17 protein-coding genes and 1 pseudogene are annotated in these 15195 nt (G+C 64.7%); 4 read left to right on the top strand and 14 right to left on the bottom strand.

Annotated features, from left to right (window positions below):
* The first annotated feature begins 305 nt into the window (after positions 1-305).
* Together ATE71_RS16265 and dapD are read left to right on the top strand one after the other, a co-directional pair.
* Positions 306-983, top strand: a complete 678-nt coding sequence (locus tag ATE71_RS16265; RefSeq protein WP_058804359.1) for a pyrimidine 5'-nucleotidase — start codon at positions 306-308, stop codon at positions 981-983.
* Entirely contained in the window at positions 980-1822 is an 843-nt protein-coding gene (gene dapD, locus ATE71_RS16260; protein ID WP_058804358.1) for a 2,3,4,5-tetrahydropyridine-2,6-dicarboxylate N-succinyltransferase, read from the top strand. Before ATE71_RS16265 ends, dapD begins: the two co-directional genes overlap by 4 nt.
* On the opposite strand, the gene ATE71_RS16255 is transcribed toward dapD, so the two are convergent.
* On the bottom strand, positions 1800-3881 hold the full coding sequence (locus ATE71_RS16255) for a DUF3857 domain-containing protein (RefSeq protein ID WP_235588047.1): 2082 nt from the start codon (positions 3879-3881) through the stop codon (positions 1800-1802). The genes dapD and ATE71_RS16255 overlap by 23 nt on opposite strands.
* A 42-nt stretch (positions 3882-3923) precedes the next feature.
* Positions 3924-4610 (bottom strand): 2,3-diphosphoglycerate-dependent phosphoglycerate mutase, encoded by a 687-nt coding sequence (gene gpmA / locus ATE71_RS16250; protein WP_058804357.1) that lies wholly within the window; start codon positions 4608-4610, stop codon positions 3924-3926.
* A 190-nt stretch (positions 4611-4800) separates the two neighbouring features.
* Here gpmA and ATE71_RS16245 point away from each other — a divergent pair.
* Positions 4801-5260, top strand: a pseudogene (locus tag ATE71_RS16245) (Hsp20 family protein).
* A gap of 67 nt (positions 5261-5327) precedes the next feature.
* On the opposite strand, the gene ATE71_RS16240 reads toward ATE71_RS16245, so the two are convergent.
* The 12 genes from ATE71_RS16240 to ATE71_RS16185 all read right to left on the bottom strand — a co-directional run bounded on the left by ATE71_RS16240 (position 5328) and on the right by ATE71_RS16185 (position 13800).
* Complete coding sequence (locus ATE71_RS16240) at positions 5328-5804, bottom strand: GNAT family N-acetyltransferase (protein ID WP_082665259.1); 477 nt, start codon at positions 5802-5804, stop codon at positions 5328-5330.
* Entirely contained in the window at positions 5801-6910 is a 1110-nt protein-coding gene (locus ATE71_RS16235; protein WP_058804356.1) for a M14-type cytosolic carboxypeptidase, read from the bottom strand. The genes ATE71_RS16240 and ATE71_RS16235 overlap by 4 nt, the downstream gene beginning before the upstream one ends.
* The gene (locus ATE71_RS16230; RefSeq protein WP_058804366.1) at positions 6907-7560 is read right to left on the bottom strand and encodes a DUF4136 domain-containing protein; all 654 of its coding nucleotides are present in this window, start codon (positions 7558-7560) and stop codon (positions 6907-6909) included. The genes ATE71_RS16235 and ATE71_RS16230 overlap by 4 nt, the downstream gene beginning before the upstream one ends.
* 92 nt (positions 7561-7652) lie before the next feature.
* The gene (locus ATE71_RS16225) at positions 7653-8315 is read right to left on the bottom strand and encodes a cell wall hydrolase (protein ID WP_058804355.1); all 663 of its coding nucleotides are present in this window, start codon (positions 8313-8315) and stop codon (positions 7653-7655) included.
* Between the two features lie 196 nt (positions 8316-8511).
* The gene (locus ATE71_RS16220; RefSeq protein WP_058804354.1) at positions 8512-8850 is read right to left on the bottom strand and encodes a DUF1491 family protein; all 339 of its coding nucleotides are present in this window, start codon (positions 8848-8850) and stop codon (positions 8512-8514) included.
* A gap of 162 nt (positions 8851-9012) precedes the next feature.
* The gene (locus ATE71_RS16215; protein WP_037557497.1) at positions 9013-9477 is read right to left on the bottom strand and encodes a PTS sugar transporter subunit IIA; all 465 of its coding nucleotides are present in this window, start codon (positions 9475-9477) and stop codon (positions 9013-9015) included.
* 149 nt (positions 9478-9626) lie between these two features.
* Positions 9627-10202, bottom strand: coding sequence for a ribosome hibernation-promoting factor, HPF/YfiA family (hpf, locus tag ATE71_RS16210; protein ID WP_058804353.1), 576 nt, complete (start codon positions 10200-10202; stop codon positions 9627-9629).
* A gap of 45 nt (positions 10203-10247) precedes the next feature.
* Positions 10248-10946 (bottom strand): DNA polymerase III subunit epsilon, encoded by a 699-nt coding sequence (dnaQ, locus tag ATE71_RS16205; protein ID WP_058804352.1) that lies wholly within the window; start codon positions 10944-10946, stop codon positions 10248-10250.
* Positions 10947-10965: 19 nt separating this feature from the next.
* The gene (gene coaE, locus ATE71_RS16200; RefSeq protein ID WP_058804351.1) at positions 10966-11589 is read right to left on the bottom strand and encodes a dephospho-CoA kinase; all 624 of its coding nucleotides are present in this window, start codon (positions 11587-11589) and stop codon (positions 10966-10968) included.
* Positions 11586-12398 (bottom strand): shikimate dehydrogenase, encoded by an 813-nt coding sequence (aroE, locus tag ATE71_RS16195; RefSeq protein ID WP_058804350.1) that lies wholly within the window; start codon positions 12396-12398, stop codon positions 11586-11588. Before aroE ends, coaE begins: the two co-directional genes overlap by 4 nt.
* Complete coding sequence (locus ATE71_RS16190; RefSeq protein ID WP_058804349.1) at positions 12395-12991, bottom strand: Maf family protein; 597 nt, start codon at positions 12989-12991, stop codon at positions 12395-12397. The genes aroE and ATE71_RS16190 overlap by 4 nt, the downstream gene beginning before the upstream one ends.
* On the bottom strand, positions 12988-13800 hold the full coding sequence (locus ATE71_RS16185; RefSeq protein WP_058804348.1) for a pyruvate, water dikinase regulatory protein: 813 nt from the start codon (positions 13798-13800) through the stop codon (positions 12988-12990). Before ATE71_RS16185 ends, ATE71_RS16190 begins: the two co-directional genes overlap by 4 nt.
* 341 nt (positions 13801-14141) lie before the next feature.
* Here ATE71_RS16185 and hemE point away from each other — a divergent pair, with 341 nt between their 5' ends.
* Positions 14142-15170, top strand: coding sequence for a uroporphyrinogen decarboxylase (gene hemE / locus ATE71_RS16180; RefSeq protein WP_058804347.1), 1029 nt, complete (start codon positions 14142-14144; stop codon positions 15168-15170).
* Positions 15171-15195 lie beyond the last annotated feature (25 nt).

Raw genomic sequence — 15195 nt, 5'->3', positions numbered from 1 at the left:
GGCGTGGGGGTAGGTACCGGTGCGGGAGTCGGCGGTGGGGCGGGCGTCGGCGAAGGGCGCGCGCCGCCGCCTCCACCGCCGCAGCCTGCGAGCGAAAACGCTATGATTCCTAGGAAAAGGGGTAAAGGCCGCCCAGTCATCCACCGGATGCAGCTGCGTCGGTTCGCCTCGGCCATCGCCGTCCCCCTTTACCTTGATCGCACGCTTCTAACGCGACGACGGTGCAAGGGGTAGCATCATGCGGTTAATTGCGCGTTCCCGATCCGCGCCTTGCCCCGGCGCACCCTCGCCTCTATGCGCCGCCCATGCCCCCCGCGCTCGACCATATCGACAGCTGGATCTTCGATCTCGACAACACGCTCTATCCGCCGTCGGCGAAGCTGTTCGACCTGATCGATGCGCGCATGGGCGCCTTCATCATGCGCCTGTTGAACGTCGACGCGGTCGAGGCGCGGCGCGTGCAGAAGCAATATTTCCACGACCATGGCACGACGATGGCGGGACTGATGCGCCATCATGGCGTGCACCCCGAGGATTTCCTGGTCGATGTCCATAACATCGCGCTCGACCGGCTGACCGCCGACCCGCGGCTGCGCGTGGGACTCGAGCGGCTGCCCGGGCGCAAACTCGTTTTCACCAACGCCGACGCCGATTATGCGGCACGCGTGCTGGAGGCGCGCGGGATCGCCGACCTGTTCGACGGCATCTGCGACATTCGCGTCACCCGCTATGTGCCAAAGCCCGACGCGGCCGCTTATGGCATGATGGTCGAGCACCTCGGCATCGACCCGGCGAAGAGTCTGTTCGTCGAGGATATGGCGCGCAACCTGACCCCCGCCAAGGCGCTGGGGATGACAACCGTGTGGCTGGACAATGGCAGCGAAAGCGGCCATCGCGACCACCTGCCCGACCATGTCGATTTTCACGCAATCGACATTGCCGACTGGCTCGATACCTTGCCTTCACCTTGGGGAATTTCATGACGACCGACCTGCAGAGCACGATCGAAGCCGCGTGGGACGCGCGCGACACGCTGGGGCTGACCACGACCGGCGCGGTGCGCGAGGCGGTCGAGAGCGCGCTGGCGGGCCTCGACGACGGCAGCTACCGCGTCGCCGAGCGCGATGCGTCGGGGACGTGGCAAGTCAACCAGTGGCTGAAGAAGGCGGTGCTACTGTCGTTCCGCCTCAACGACATGGAGATCATCGAGGGCGGCGCGGGCGGCGCGACCTGGTGGGACAAGGTCCCATCGAAATTCGCCGGCTGGGGCGAGAATCGTTTCCGCGACGCGGGCTTTCGCGCGGTGCCCGGATCGATCGTCCGCCGCGGCGCCTTTATCAGCAAGGGCGCGGTGCTGATGCCAAGCTTCGTCAATATCGGCGCCTATGTCGGCGAGGGGTCGATGGTCGACGCCTGGGCGACGGTCGGCAGCTGCGCGCAGATCGGCGCGAACGTCCACCTGTCGGGCGGCGCGGGGATCGGCGGCGTGCTCGAACCGCTGCAGGCCGGCCCGGTGGTGATCGAGGACGGCGCCTTCATCGGCGCGCGCGCCGAGGTTGCCGAGGGCGTGATCGTGCGCGAGGGCGCGGTGCTGTCGATGGGCGTGTACCTCGGCGCATCGACCAAGATCATCGACCGCGCGACGGGCGAAATATTCGTCGGCGAGGTCCCCGCTTACTCGGTCGTCGTGCCGGGATCGCTGCCGGGCAAGCCAATGCCCGACGGAACGCCGGGGCCATCGCTTTACTGCGCCGTCATCGTCAAGCGCGTCGATGCACAGACACGCGCCAAGACCGGGATCAACGAGCTGCTGCGCGACTGACCGCTGCGGGCGACAAGCAAGGTACGTCGTCGGCCGTCCAGTCGATATCATAGGTCGCGGGGACGGGCTTGCGCGCTTGGCTCGGCACAGACTCGCCCAGCGGTTCGTAAAAGATCCAGCCCTTGCTGTTGTCGAACGCCGCGATCCGCCCATTGTCACGCCGCGCGCTGGCGGCGTCGATTTCCTTGCTGTCGACGCGGAAGCCGCGGACCATGCGGATCGAACCGTCGCGAATGTCGAACGCACGATAATAGTTTTGCCCGAAGATGCGGGTGTCGAAGCCCGACTTGTACGTCCAGTTCGCGGGTCCGGTCGTTGACGGAAAGCGAAGCGTCGTCACGCTGCAGGAAAATTCGGGCGTATTGGCAAAAGGCAGGTCCTGATCATGATCGGCCGGCCGGATCCGCTTTTCGGGCGGGTTGAAACCGCCCCCCGGCAAGGCCAGCGACCGCGAAGCGCCGTCCTTTTCCCAATCGACCTCCCACGAACCGATCACCGTCAGCACGCTCGCCGCGGCCTTTTCGTCATAGCGCAACTTGACCTCATCGACCGTCCGCCAGGTGCTACCGACGATTTGCTGGCGCATGCCCGTGAGCAACTGGTCTTTGCTGAGCCCCGACAGCTGCGCATGTTGCTGGAGGCCGGCGATGCCGCGGGTGATCGTGGTGTTCGTCACGCGCGCGGGCGCATCGAATCCGGCGCGCGCGTCGATTTCATACAGACTGATCTCGTCCGGCCGACGCGCCGGCCGCCATTCGCGTTTTTCCAGGCCGCTGCCGCGCGCGCTGAGCGGCAGGACCCAGCGATAGTCGATCACCGGATCGAGCGAGGGGGTCGCGCCGGGCGGCATCGTGCCGTCGAGCCAATATTGTTTGCCGTCGATCCGGGCACGGACGAGAACATGATCGAACAGCCCGGGATTCGGCAGCCGTTCGTCAAAACCATCGTCAGTCCCCTGGTTATTGGCGACCACCACCTCGGCCTCGATACCCAGTTCGGTGAGCAGCCCAAGCAGCAGCGCAGTCTTCCCCTTGCAATCGCCATAGCGGCGCTGCCACGTCTCGTCGGCGTGGGCCGGGGTCAGATTGCCGTCGCCGAGCCCGACATAGATATAGCGGACATCCTGCTGCACCAGCTTGAGCGCCGCCGCCGCGCGATCGAGCGGGCGCGGATAAGCGGCGGCGATCCGGCGCGCCTCGGCCTTGAGCGGCGAACCATCGGGCAGGAGCGACGCCTTGGCATAGAGCGGGGCAAAATGACGCGACACCGCCGCCCAGTCGGCAAAGTCGCTATATTCGACCATCCGCCGCCACTGGTACCGCGCCGGCGCATCCTTTGCCGGGGTCAGCGTCGCGGGATTGTCGAACAGGAAATCGATGCTGTGCCGCCCCTCTTTCACGACCGCCGCCATGTCCGGTGTCATCCTGATATTGGGCTTTTGCCCATCGTCCCAGCTGAGCCCGAGGCGGAACCGCCCGGGCTGCGGGCTGGGTAGCAGGAAGAGCAGGCCCGAATCATTCTTCGCCAGCGTCGGATCGTTCGACCTGGTGGTCAAGGCGACCTCGAGCTCGTCGCCGACACGCAGGTCGGGCACCCGCAGCACGGCCGTCAACACGCCATCGAGCATTGCCGCTTCGAGCTGGTCTTCGCGGCGCAATATTTCGAAGGCCGCATTTTTGAGCACATCGATCGTCGCCCCGTCACGATGGACGTTGATCATATGAACGACCGGTGGACCCGATGCCGGATTCCAGGCAATCGAGATATTGCCGAGTTGCAGGGCATTGGGGTGCAGGATGCGCATCCGATAGCCCAGATATTGTGCCTGCCCCCGGTCGTCGAGATGCGCGACGATGTCCTGTCCGCGAACGAAAAGCATCCCGCTCGCCCCGTCCGGGACGGGCATCAGGTCGGAGGGAACCACCCAGTCGGGCACCGGTCCCCGCTGGACCTCGCTGTCATCGGCCCTTGCCGATGTTGCCGCAAGCGCAAGCGCGAGCGCCAGCACCATCAAACCCGTTGCGCGCAATTCGATCCCCCCGCAATTTCCTGACATCATGTAGAAAATATGCAGCGATGCAAGACGCTATGGTTGGGGCGCTCAGCGCTCGCTGAGATAATAGCGCGCGCGCGCGCTGAGGTCGTCGGCGAGGTCGTAGACGATCGGCTGGCCAGTCGGGATTTCGAGGCCGGTGATGTCGGCATCCGAAATGCCCGACAAATGCTTGACGAGCGCACGCAGGCTGTTTCCGTGCGCCGAGATCAGCACGGTCTTGCCCGCCGCGAGTTCGGGAACGATCGCGGCTTCATAATAGGGAAGCACGCGTTCGATCGTATCCTTGAGGCTTTCGGCCGCGGGGATGTCGATGCCGGCGTAGCGCGGGTCGGTCGAGAGGTCCCATTCCGAACCGGATTCGAGCGGCGGCGGCGGGATATCGAAGCTGCGGCGCCATATCTTGACCTGTTCGTCGCCGTGCTTCGCCGCAGTCTCCGCCTTGTCGAGCCCGGTAAGCCCGCCATAATGGCGTTCGTTAAGTCGCCAGTCCTTGGTGACGGGCAGCCAGAGGCGGCCCATCGCCTCGAGCGCGAGGTTGAGCGTCTTGATCGCGCGCGTCTGGACCGAGGTGAAGCAGGTGTCAGGGGCGACGCCCTTTGCCTTCATCAACTTGCCCGCGGTCCAGGCTTCGGCGGCGCCCTTTTCGGTGACATCGACATCCCACCAGCCGGTGAAGCGGTTTTCGAGATTCCACTGCGACTGGCCGTGACGGATGAGAATGAGCTGGGGCATTTCGGATCCTTGCGCTGGAGAGATGTGCCGCCCTTTAGCGCGGCTTTCTGCCGAACGCCAACCGCCCTCTTGAAATGGTTTCGGTTGCACCCAGATTTGGATCGTCCGGCCGCCGATACGGGGTCGGGCGGCGATCGCGGCGAACGCCGCGGTCCCTTTGCTTCGCTTTTTTACAAGGAAGGAATGACCCATGCGTAACAGCTTCGACTGGACCCCCTATCGCCGTTCGACCGTCGGGTTCGACCGGCTGTTCGATTTCCTCGAAACCGGCGGTTCGGGCGCCGAAAACTACCCGCCCGTTCGATATCGAAAAGGTCGCCGACGACCATTTCCGCATCACCGTGGCGGTCGCGGGATTCAAATCGGACGAGATCGATATCACTGCGCAGCAGAATATGCTGACTGTCAGCGGCCGCAAGGCGCCGGTGGCCGAAGGCGAGGGCCGCCAGTTGCTCTATAGCGGCATCGCGACGCGTGCGTTCGAACGCCGCTTCCAACTCGCCGATTTCGTGCGGGTAAGCGAGGCCGACCTCGCCGACGGGCTGCTGACGATCGACTTGGTGCGCGAAGTGCCCGAGGCGATGAAGCCGCACAAGATTGCGATCGGCGGCACTGCAACGCCGGTGATCGAGGACAAGAAGGCCGCGTAAGCACCGCCTTTCCGGCTTGATCGAATTGCGGGGTCCGGAGTCCCTTCCGGACCCCGTTTTCGTTTCGCTATAACGCACGCGTCATGAAGCGGCTGAACGGGTCGGACTCGTAATCGGCGAACGGCGCGCATTCCTCGAACCCGTGACGCGCGTACAGCGCGAGCGCGGGTTGGAAGGCGGGGCCCGAGCCGGTTTCGAGACTGAGACGATCGAGGCCGCGTTCGCGCGCGACAGCGACGATATGGCCGAGCATTTGCGCCGCGACACCCTGCCGCAGGAAAGCGTCGGCAGTGCGCATCGACTTGATTTCGCCATGCCGCAAGCCCAGCATTTTCAGCGCGCCGCAGCCCGCGAGGTCATTGCCCTTGTGGATCGACCAGAAGGTCACGTCGCCCGCGCGCAGCCCGTCGAAATCGAGGAAGTGGCAGCTCTCGGCGGGCGAATTGGCAAGCATGCCCGCGAAATGCACCTCGAGCAGCGCGCGGATGGCGGCGCCCGACAGGTCATCTTCGACGATCCGCCAGCCGCCGCCCGCTTCGCTCACAACATCTGGTCCAGCGTCGCAAGACAGGCGTGGGCGAGCAGTTTCGATCGTTCAGGCGACCAGCCGCGTTCGGGGTCGGGCAGGTCGCGATTATCCTTGAACGGCATTTCGAGCGTCATCGTCACCGCGCCGAACCGTTCGGCAAGCTGCGTCGTCGACATCGACAGATTGGCTTTACCCGGCGCGGATTGTTCATACCCCAGATCGACCTGGAAATCGGGGGTGTTCGCCGCAAGCGCGGTTTCGAACGCCTTATATTTTGCCAACTGTTCGGCTTTCAGCGAAGGGATGCCCTCGAATCCCGCGAGGAAGACCGCGGGGATCGCTTCGTCGCCATGGACGTCCATCGCCCAGTCGACGCCGCTTTCGTCCATCGCGTTGCGGACCGCGAGCACTTCAGGGCTGCGGTCTGCGGTGGGATTGTCCCATTCGCGGTTTAGATTCACCCCGGCATAGTTGGTGCGCAAATGCCCCCGCCGCGAGCCGTCGGGATTCATGTTTGGGACGATATGGAAACGGCATTTCTTCAGTAGCGAACGCGCGTGCGGATCGGCGGAATCGACGAGCTTTTCAAGCGCGCCCTCCATCCACCATTCGGCCATGCTCTCACCCGGATGCTGGCGGGCGTAGAGCCAGACCTGCGTATCGCCGCTTCCCATTTCGAGGCAGTCGATCGACTGGCCTTCGAGGCTGGTGCCGAGGCAGCGATAGGTCACGCCCTCGCACTCTGCGACCGAGGCAACGAGATCGTGATGGCGCTCCATCGAATAGGGCGCGAAATAGGCGACCCAGAGAATCGGGCCTTCGGCATTGTGTCGGATGGTCAGCGTTCCCGAATCATAGGCGGTATCGAGGCGAAACCAGTTTTCGCGATCATAGCTGGCGCATGCCGCATAGTCGGGCCAGCCGTCGGGATAGGCCGATGCGCCAAGCCCGCCGATCGCAAGGTCGAGCGCATCGCCGACGTTGCACGCAACGCGGAAATGGAACCACTGGAAAAAGTCCGATTCGCGATCCTTGCGGATCGACAGGCGGGCGGACGTGCCGTCAATGGCGTCCACGACGATATTGCCGCTGTCGAAAGCGGCGTTGATGGTGATGGTCATGGGACGCTGATAGTGCGTCCCGATTCGCCAGGAAAGTCCTTGAATAGCGCTTCGGCCAATTTTGCCGCGGCGAGGCTGGGCTGGTTGGCCGGCGCCTTGACCGGCACCGCGGTCAGCGCGCGACCTTCCCACAAAGCCTGCCCGCTTGCGGCGTCGTCGATCCGAACCGACAGCTGCAAATCGGCCATCCGTTTCGGACCGCCGCCAAGGTTGATGCCGATGCCGAGCCCGACGCCCGAGCCGTAGCTGCCAGTCGAGCCGCCAACACCGACCGACACCGGCGAGCGGCGACCTTCAGGCAGCTGTTCGGCGCGGTCGAACGATATACGGACGAGGAGCGGCGCGCGTTCGCCCGTTCCGGCGGGAACGAGCCCCTGACGCTGGAGTTGCTGGTCGACCGCTGTGCGATAGCTGTTCCATTCGAGCGAGGGCATCGCCGTGCCTGGCGGCACCCCCGGCGCTGCCCCCGGAACCCCGGCCGCCGGGCTGTCGAGCGGCGCCGTCGCGATCGCGTAGCGCGTGCCCGGCGCCCAGCCGGCGACCGCATTGGTGTGGAAACGGGTGACTTCGACCGGCGGAACCGCCGTCGCGCACCCTGCGAGGGCGAAGGCCGCTGCAGCGAGCAGGGCGGCGGAAAGAGGACGCGTCATCCGCGCATCATGCGCCAGCAATTCTGGCTTGGCAATGAACGGGACGGAGTGAAAATCCTCCCCATGCCCGGGGGCATGGGGAGAATCAAAGATTAACGGTAGAAGATATGATTGTCGATCTGCGCGATGCGCGTCTTGCGCCAGCCCGGCGAAACATAGCGTGCATGGAAGAAAAGCGCGCCGGGCGCATGGTTCTTCCAGGTGCCGTCGCGCGCGATCTGCGCGATCGCGAGGGCATTGTTCCACTGCGCCCCGTTCCGGATCGCGGGCATCCGGCCGCCGCGTACGAAGCTGAACTGGCTTTTCTGGTGGACGACGCCGCATAGGCTCTTTGGAAAGCGACCCGACTGCGCGCGGTTGATCACGACATGCGCGACCGCGAGCTGGCCCGGAAGCGATTCGCCGCGCGATTCGAAATAGACCGCGCCGGCAAGGCAGCGCAGTTCGGGATCGATTTCGGCCGGTTTCGGCGTCGCGGCGACGAGTTCGGCGAGCGAGGCAGCGGTCACCGGGGCCGGGGCAGGCGGGGGAGCGGTTTCGCTCTCGATGATATTGTTGTCTTCAACCGGGGTTTCGATTTCGGTCGAAAGGTCCGCTTTTTCGACTGTCGGCGCTTCGGCGTCCGGCAGGAGGATCGCAGGAATATTGGCTTCGGCGGCAAGATTGCTTGCAAAGCCCGGTTCAGCCAAAAGCAGCATGGCGGCGGCAGTCATGCCGACGGCGGCCATACCGGCAGCATTCAGAATGCGACTCATAGTGTCCGTCAAACGTGCGGCCGATGAACCGAACCTCTCAAAACAGGCGGGGGACTATGGTCCAGTATCGCCGCCTGCGGTCATCGTCCGACTGCGTGTCCAATCCGTTTTGCCGGGGCCTTGCAAAGGGCAGGGAACCCGCGGAACGACCTACGCGTTATCGAAGCAGCGCCAGTTATTGTGCGCCGCAACAGAGTCAAGTTAACGCAGCCCACTCCGCGACGAGTCGTGGCGCATCTGCGATATCCAGTTCGACGATCCACAGGTCGGGATCGGCCCGTTGCCGCCTGTCCTGATAGTTTTTACGCAATTCACCATCTTTTGCGTCGTCAGGACCGACAGCTTCCCAGATATAGCGTCCGTCCGCCGAAAAGCGCCGTTCGAGCAGCGGCCCCGGCTCGCCGCGTTCGCTGCACTGGACGAGGATGATTCCCGATGTGTCGTCGCCTTTGGCGAGTACGGTCGCGAAACCGCCGGCCGCTTCGGTACTGCGGAGCAGCAAATCGACTAGGAAACGGCTCTTAAGCCGGGTCATAATGATCACCCCTGGCGCGCAGCGATGGGAGATGGCAGCGACGAAGCCACTGACGGCGGGGCAAGGACGCCACGTTGCAGCACCTCCGCCATTCGCTTCGCGAACGGTCCCCCTCCCCGTGTTTGCGGCACAGGGAATATCCAGCTTGAGCGCGTCGCCTTGTCAGGCCGCGTCGCGCGTTTCGGTGTCGGCGAGCAGCGCATAGAGCGCCTCGTCGTTCTTCGCGCCGCGCAGCCGGTCGGCGATCGCCTCGTTGCGTAGCATCCGCGATACGCCCGCGAGCGCCTTCAGATGATCGGCGCCGGCATCCAACGGCGACAGCAGCACGAAGAGCAGATCGACCGGCAGCCCATCGACCGCGTTGAAGTCGATCGGCCGCGCGAGCTGCAGGAACAGGCCGCGAACCCCGCCGAGGTCGGCCATCTTGGCATGCGGCAGCGCGATCCCGCGGCCGAACCCGGTCGAGCCGAGGCGTTCGCGTTCGAGCAGCGCCTCGCTGACTTCGCCGGCATCGAGGCCGAGCGAACGGCTGGCGAGATCGCCGACGAAGGGAAAAAGCGCCTTTTTCGAATCGAGCTGAACATGCGCGCGCACGGTCGCCGGATAGAGAAGGGAAGAAAGATTCATTGCTCTGGTCAAATCTTGTATAACGCCGGCCGCCGCCAGGAACTTGGCTGGCAAGCGATCGCGGATCTGTCGTGGCAGGCCCCCCGCCATCCCGGCTTCGGGCATCGTTGGGCGCGGCCCTTAAGCCGGATGGCGGAGAAAATCCAGCCCTATCGTGGTTCGACCCAGCCGATCGTCCCATCGTCGCGGCGATAGACCATATTATGCGCACCGGTCTTGCTGTTGACGAAAAGCAGCGCGTTGGTGTTGCGAAGGTCGAGCATCATCACCGCGTCCGAGACGCTGCTGCTCGGGATATCGACCCGCGTTTCGGCGATAATCGCGGGCGCATCACCCGCATCCTCTTCGTCGGCGCCGCCATCGAAAACCGTGTAGCTGGCGTTATCCTCGATCTCGTCGATCGTCGGCGACGGCTCGGCCGGACCGTTGTTGCGATCCTTTAGTCGGCGCATATAGCGCCTGAGCTGCTTTTCGATGCGTTCGGCCGCGCCCTCAAACGCGACATGCGCGTCCTGCGCCTGGCCATGCCCCTTGAGCACCAACCCCTGCATCACATGCGCGACGATGTCGCATTGGAAACTGTCGTGTGGTCCTTTTCCGAAGGTCGCGTGCGCCCCGATCGCGCGCGAGAAATATTTGTCGGCAATCGCGTTCATCCGGTCCGACACATGCGCCTGGAGCGCTTCGCCGGTTTCGATCTGGTGGCCAGAGACGCGGATTTCCATTTTTCTTCTCCTTCTTGGCCGGTGTGATGACTTAAGGGAGCGTCATCACACCGTATCGAGCCACAGCGGCTGGTTCAGCCCTGCGACAAATTCGGCATGGCGCGCGAGTTCAGCGGCCGACGCCATATGGGGACGGGGTTCGCGAAAGGGACGGTCGGGACGCGGCGGCGCGGGTGCCACCGCCACCGACGGGGTGATGCTCACGGCCGACGCGGCAAGGCCGAGGCCGATCTGCCTGCCCCCGGTCATCTCGATATAGAGATGCGCGAGCAGTTCGGCGTCGAGCAGCGCGCCATGCTTGACCCGGTGGCTGCGGTCGATGCCGTAGCGCGTGCAGAGCGCGTCGAGGCTGTGCTTGGCGCCTGGATGGAGCTTGCGCGCCATCTGCACCGTGCAGCACATGCGCGCCATGTCGAGCGCGCCGCGCCCGGCACGCGCCAGTTCGGCATTGACGAAGCCGAAGTCGAACGCGGCATTGTGCGCAACGAGCGGCGCGTCACCCAGAAATTCGAGCAGTTCGTCGACGCGAGTCGCGAACAGCGGCTTGTCCGAAAGGAACTGGATCGACAGCCCGTGCACCGCTTCGGCGGCGGCGGGCATATCGCGCTCGGGATTGAAATAGGCGTGAAAGGTGACGCCGGTTTCACGACGGTCGATCAGCTCGACACATCCGATTTCGACCAGCCTGTCCCCGTTCCTGGGATCGAAACCCGTGGTTTCGGTATCGAAAATAATCTCGCGCATCGAGGTTATAATCTGGACCCTATCGGGCGTGGAAACAAGAGGTGATGAAACGAATTTGGCGGTGCGTCTCGCTTTTGGGACGGCCCGTTTCGATGATGAAATCGGCGCGCGAGCGCTTGACGCGGTCGGGAACCTGCAGGCGGCGGATCGCTTTCAATTTCGCCGGCGTCATGCCGGGGCGTCGCATCACGCGTTTGCGTTGCATCCACGCCGGCGCCGAGACGACGGCGATCGCGCCGACCTTGCGCCAGCCGCCCTTTTCGAAAAGCAGCGGAATGTCTAGCACGACGACGTCGCGCGCTCGGTGGCGAGCGAGAAATCGCTTCTGCGCTTGGGCGACCGCCGGGTGAACGATCGCCTCGAGCGCGGCGAGCTCATGGCGGTTGCCGATCACGCGCGCGCCGAGTTCCTGCCGGTCGACGCCGTTTGGGCCCGTGGTCCCCGGAAAGCGCGCCTCGATCGCGGCGACAAGCGCGCCACCGGGCCCTTGCAGCCGGTGCACTTCGGCATCGGCGTCGAACACGGGAACGCCCTCACGCTCGAACATCGCCGCCGCGGTCGACTTGCCCATGCCGATCGAGCCGGTGAGGCCGAGAATGAACGGGCGGCGCAGCCGCGAGCCGGGGTGCGGCCAGTGGGTCATGCGGTCAGCAGCGCGCGGAGTTCCTCGTCGCGGCCCTCGGGGGGCGCGGCGCCGAAGAAAAGCTCGAAGGCGAGCGCGGCCTGGCCGATCAGCATGTCGAGCCCGTCGACCGTGTCGAGCCCGCGCGCTTCGGCCGCCTTGAGAAGCCCCGTTTGCAGCGGTGAATAGACAAGATCGTAAACGATCGCGTCGCCGGGAAGCGGAGAGAGGTCGAGGTCGAGGGGCGGCTGACCCTTCATCCCGAGGCTGCTGGCATTGACGAGCAGGGATGCCGGGGGAAGCTGCGCGTCGAGCGCGACGACGTCGCCTTTAAGCCCGAACGTCGCAAGCAGGCCCATCGCTTTCAACGGGCTGCGATTGAGGATCGTAACCGGGCCGACATTGGCCCGTGCGAGCGCGAACAGCACCGCGCGCGCCGCGCCGCCGGCGCCGACGACCGCGACCGGCGCGCCCTCAAGATCGAGTTCGGCGAGCGGCGAATAGAAACCCGCAGCATCGGTGTTGGTGCCGATCAGCGCACCGTCGCGCTGGCGGACGACGGTGTTCATCGCACCGATCGTGCTGCGGATGTCGCCGGGATCATCGACGAGTTCCATCACCGCGCCCTTATGCGGCATGGTGACATTGCAGCCGCGCCAGTCGGGATCGGCGCGGCGCTGGGCGATATAGGCCGCGAGATCGTCGGGTTTCAAATGCGCGTGACGGTAGTCGCCCGAAAGGCCGAGCGCGCGGAGCCAGAAACCATGGATCAGCGGGGATTTCGACTGCACGATCGGATCGCCGATCACCTCTGCGTAAGGCGTGCTCATTCCGGCGCCAGCCCGATCGCGCGGAGCCAAGCCAGCAGCGGAAGCATCGGCATGCCGATGATGGTCCAAGGGTCGCCTTCGACCCGGTCGAACAATTGCACGCCCGCTCCTTCGATTTCGTAACAACCGACGGTCCAGCGGATGCTGTCCCAGTTTTGCGCGACATAGTCGGCGATGAAGGCGTCCGACAAGGGGCGCATCCACAGCTTCGCTTCGCCGATCGCACGCCAGACAGGCGCGCCGTCGCGCGCAGCAACCGCGGCGCTGAACAGCCGGTGGCGGGTGCCCGCCATGCGGCGGAGATGCTCGGCCGCATCGTCGGGGCTCGCCGGTTTCGACAGCATCGATCCATCGTCGAGCGCAAGGGTCGAATCGGCACCGATCACGGTCACGCCGGGCAGGCGGGACGAGATTTTTACGGCCTTTGCCTCGGCAAGCGCGTCGGCGATGTTGCGCGGGGTCTGGCCTGCCACGCGCAGCGAGGCGGTGAGCGCTTCCTCGTCGACATGCGCGGCGCTGGTTTCGAAGGCGAGACCGGCGGCGCGGAGCATCGCGGCGCGGCCGCTGCTTTGCGAGGCGAGAAGCAGCGTCATGCCGCGCTGCGATCTTCGACCAGCTTGATCACCGCTGCGGCGGTTTCTTCGATCGAGCGGCGCGTCACGTCGATCACCGGCCAGCCATTGTCGGCGAACATGCGACGCGCATAGGCAAGTTCGGCCTTGACGCGCTCGTCGTCGACATAGGCGGTCTCGGGCGCCTGGTTCAAGGAGAGCAGCCGGTTGCGGCGCACCTGCACGAGCCGGTCGAGTCCGGTGGTGAGCCCGACCACCATCGGCCGTTTCAGGTTGAACAAGGCGTTCGGTGGCGGCGATTCGGGAACGATCGGGATATTCGCGGTCTTGAAGCCGCGGTTGGCGAGATAGATGCTCGTCGGCGTTTTCGAGGTGCGTGACACGCCTGCAAGGACGATGTCAGCCTGTTCCCAATTTTCCCAGCCGATGCCGTCGTCGTGCGCGACGGTGAACTGGATTGCCTCGACGCGCGCGAAATAGGCGGCGTCGAGCTGGTGCTGGCGACCGGGGCGCGCCTTGGCTTCCTGGCCGAGCATGCGCGACAAGGCATCGGTCACCGCGTCGAGCGCCGCGACGGTCGGAAGACCCTGCGCCCCCGCGCGGCGTTCGAGGCTGGCACGCAGCTCGCCATTCACCAGCGTGAAGAGGATCATGCCGGGGCTGGCCTGCACTTCAGCCATGATCCGGTCGAGATGCGATTCCGATCGCACCATCGGCCAGAAATGGCGCACGACCTCGACATCGTCGAACTGCGCGATCGCCGCCTTGGCGATATTTTCGAGTGTCTCGCCCGTGGAGTCGGATATGAGATGCAGGTGAAGCCGGCCCATCGCGGCACCATGGCGGGAAAGCCCCGAAAAAGGCAAGTCAGGAAGCGTTCAGCGGCCCTGTGGATAAGTTTAGGCATAAGCGCAGGGACAAATTCGGCACGCAGGAATCATCCCCGGACGCGTCGATTCCGCGCCACCGCTTATCCACATGGGATGAATCTTATCCACAGGCTGTGAATAAGGAGGAAAGCCGGAGACGACTCCGCTGCAACTCCTGCCCGTCCAGGAGTCAAGCTGTTGGCAAAAGGGACGCCCGGCCCTAAAGCCACGATTGTCCGCCGACCAACAAACCACCACAATCTTATTAAGTATTATATTGTGAAGAGAGAAAGAAGGGCCGCGTGAAGGCGTCACCGAAAAGCTTGCTGGCAGTGCTGCGCGGGGTGCGACAGGAGCGTCCGCCCCTCTGGCTGATGCGTCAGGCGGGACGTTATCTGCCCGAATATCGAGCCCTTCGCGAAACCAAGGGCGGTTTTCTCGAACTCTGCTACGATCCCGAAGCGGCGGCCGAGGTGACGTTGCAGCCGATCCGACGCTTCGGTTTCGACGGGTCGATCCTCTTTTCCGACATCCTCGTGATTCCGCACGCGCTTGGTCAGAATCTGTGGTTCGAAGCCGGTGAAGGCCCGCGGCTCGCACCGCCGCTGGTCGACAGCGCCTTGACGTCGCTCGACGCGGCGCCGCAGCGGCTCGATCCAGTTTATGCGACGGTCTCGCGCGTTGCCGCAGCCTTGCCGCGCGAGACGACGTTCCTTGGCTTCGCGGGCAGCCCTTGGACCGTCGCGACCTATATGGTGGCGGGGCAGGGGTCGAAGGATCAGGCCGCGGCGCGGCGCATGGCGTTCGGCGATCCGACCGCGTTCCAGGCGATCATCGATGCGATCGTCGATTTGAGTGTCACCTATTTGTCGGGCCAGATCGAAAATGGCGTCGATGCCGTCCAATTGTTCGACAGCTGGGCGGGCAGCCTGTCTCCCGCCCAATATGAGCAATGGGTGATCGCGCCCAACGCCGAGATCGTGCGCCGCTTGCGCACGCTCCATCCCGACACGCCGATAATCGGCTTTCCGAAGGGAGCGGGCGGCAAGCTGCGCGCCTATGCCGATGAAACCGCCGTAGACGCGATCGGGCTCGACGAGACGGTCGATCCAGCCTGGGCCGACGCGATCCTGCCGTCACATCTGCCCGTGCAGGGCAATCTCGACCCGCTCGCGCTCGTCGCTGGCGGCGCCGCGCTCGACACGGCGATCGACCGCATCCTTGCGGCTTTCCCGTCGCGTCCCCATATCTTCAATCTCGGCCATGGCATCGTGCCCGACACGCCGATCGCGCATGTCGAACATCTCATCAAACGCGTTCGCGGCGGATAATCTATGGAACTGGCAGGTTTTTTGG

Source organism: Sphingopyxis sp. H115 (genome assembly GCF_001468465.1).
GTDB lineage: Bacteria > Pseudomonadota > Alphaproteobacteria > Sphingomonadales > Sphingomonadaceae > Sphingopyxis.
The sequence above is the reverse complement of the archived record's forward strand: the minus strand, read 5'-3'. Positions and strand labels throughout refer to the sequence as shown.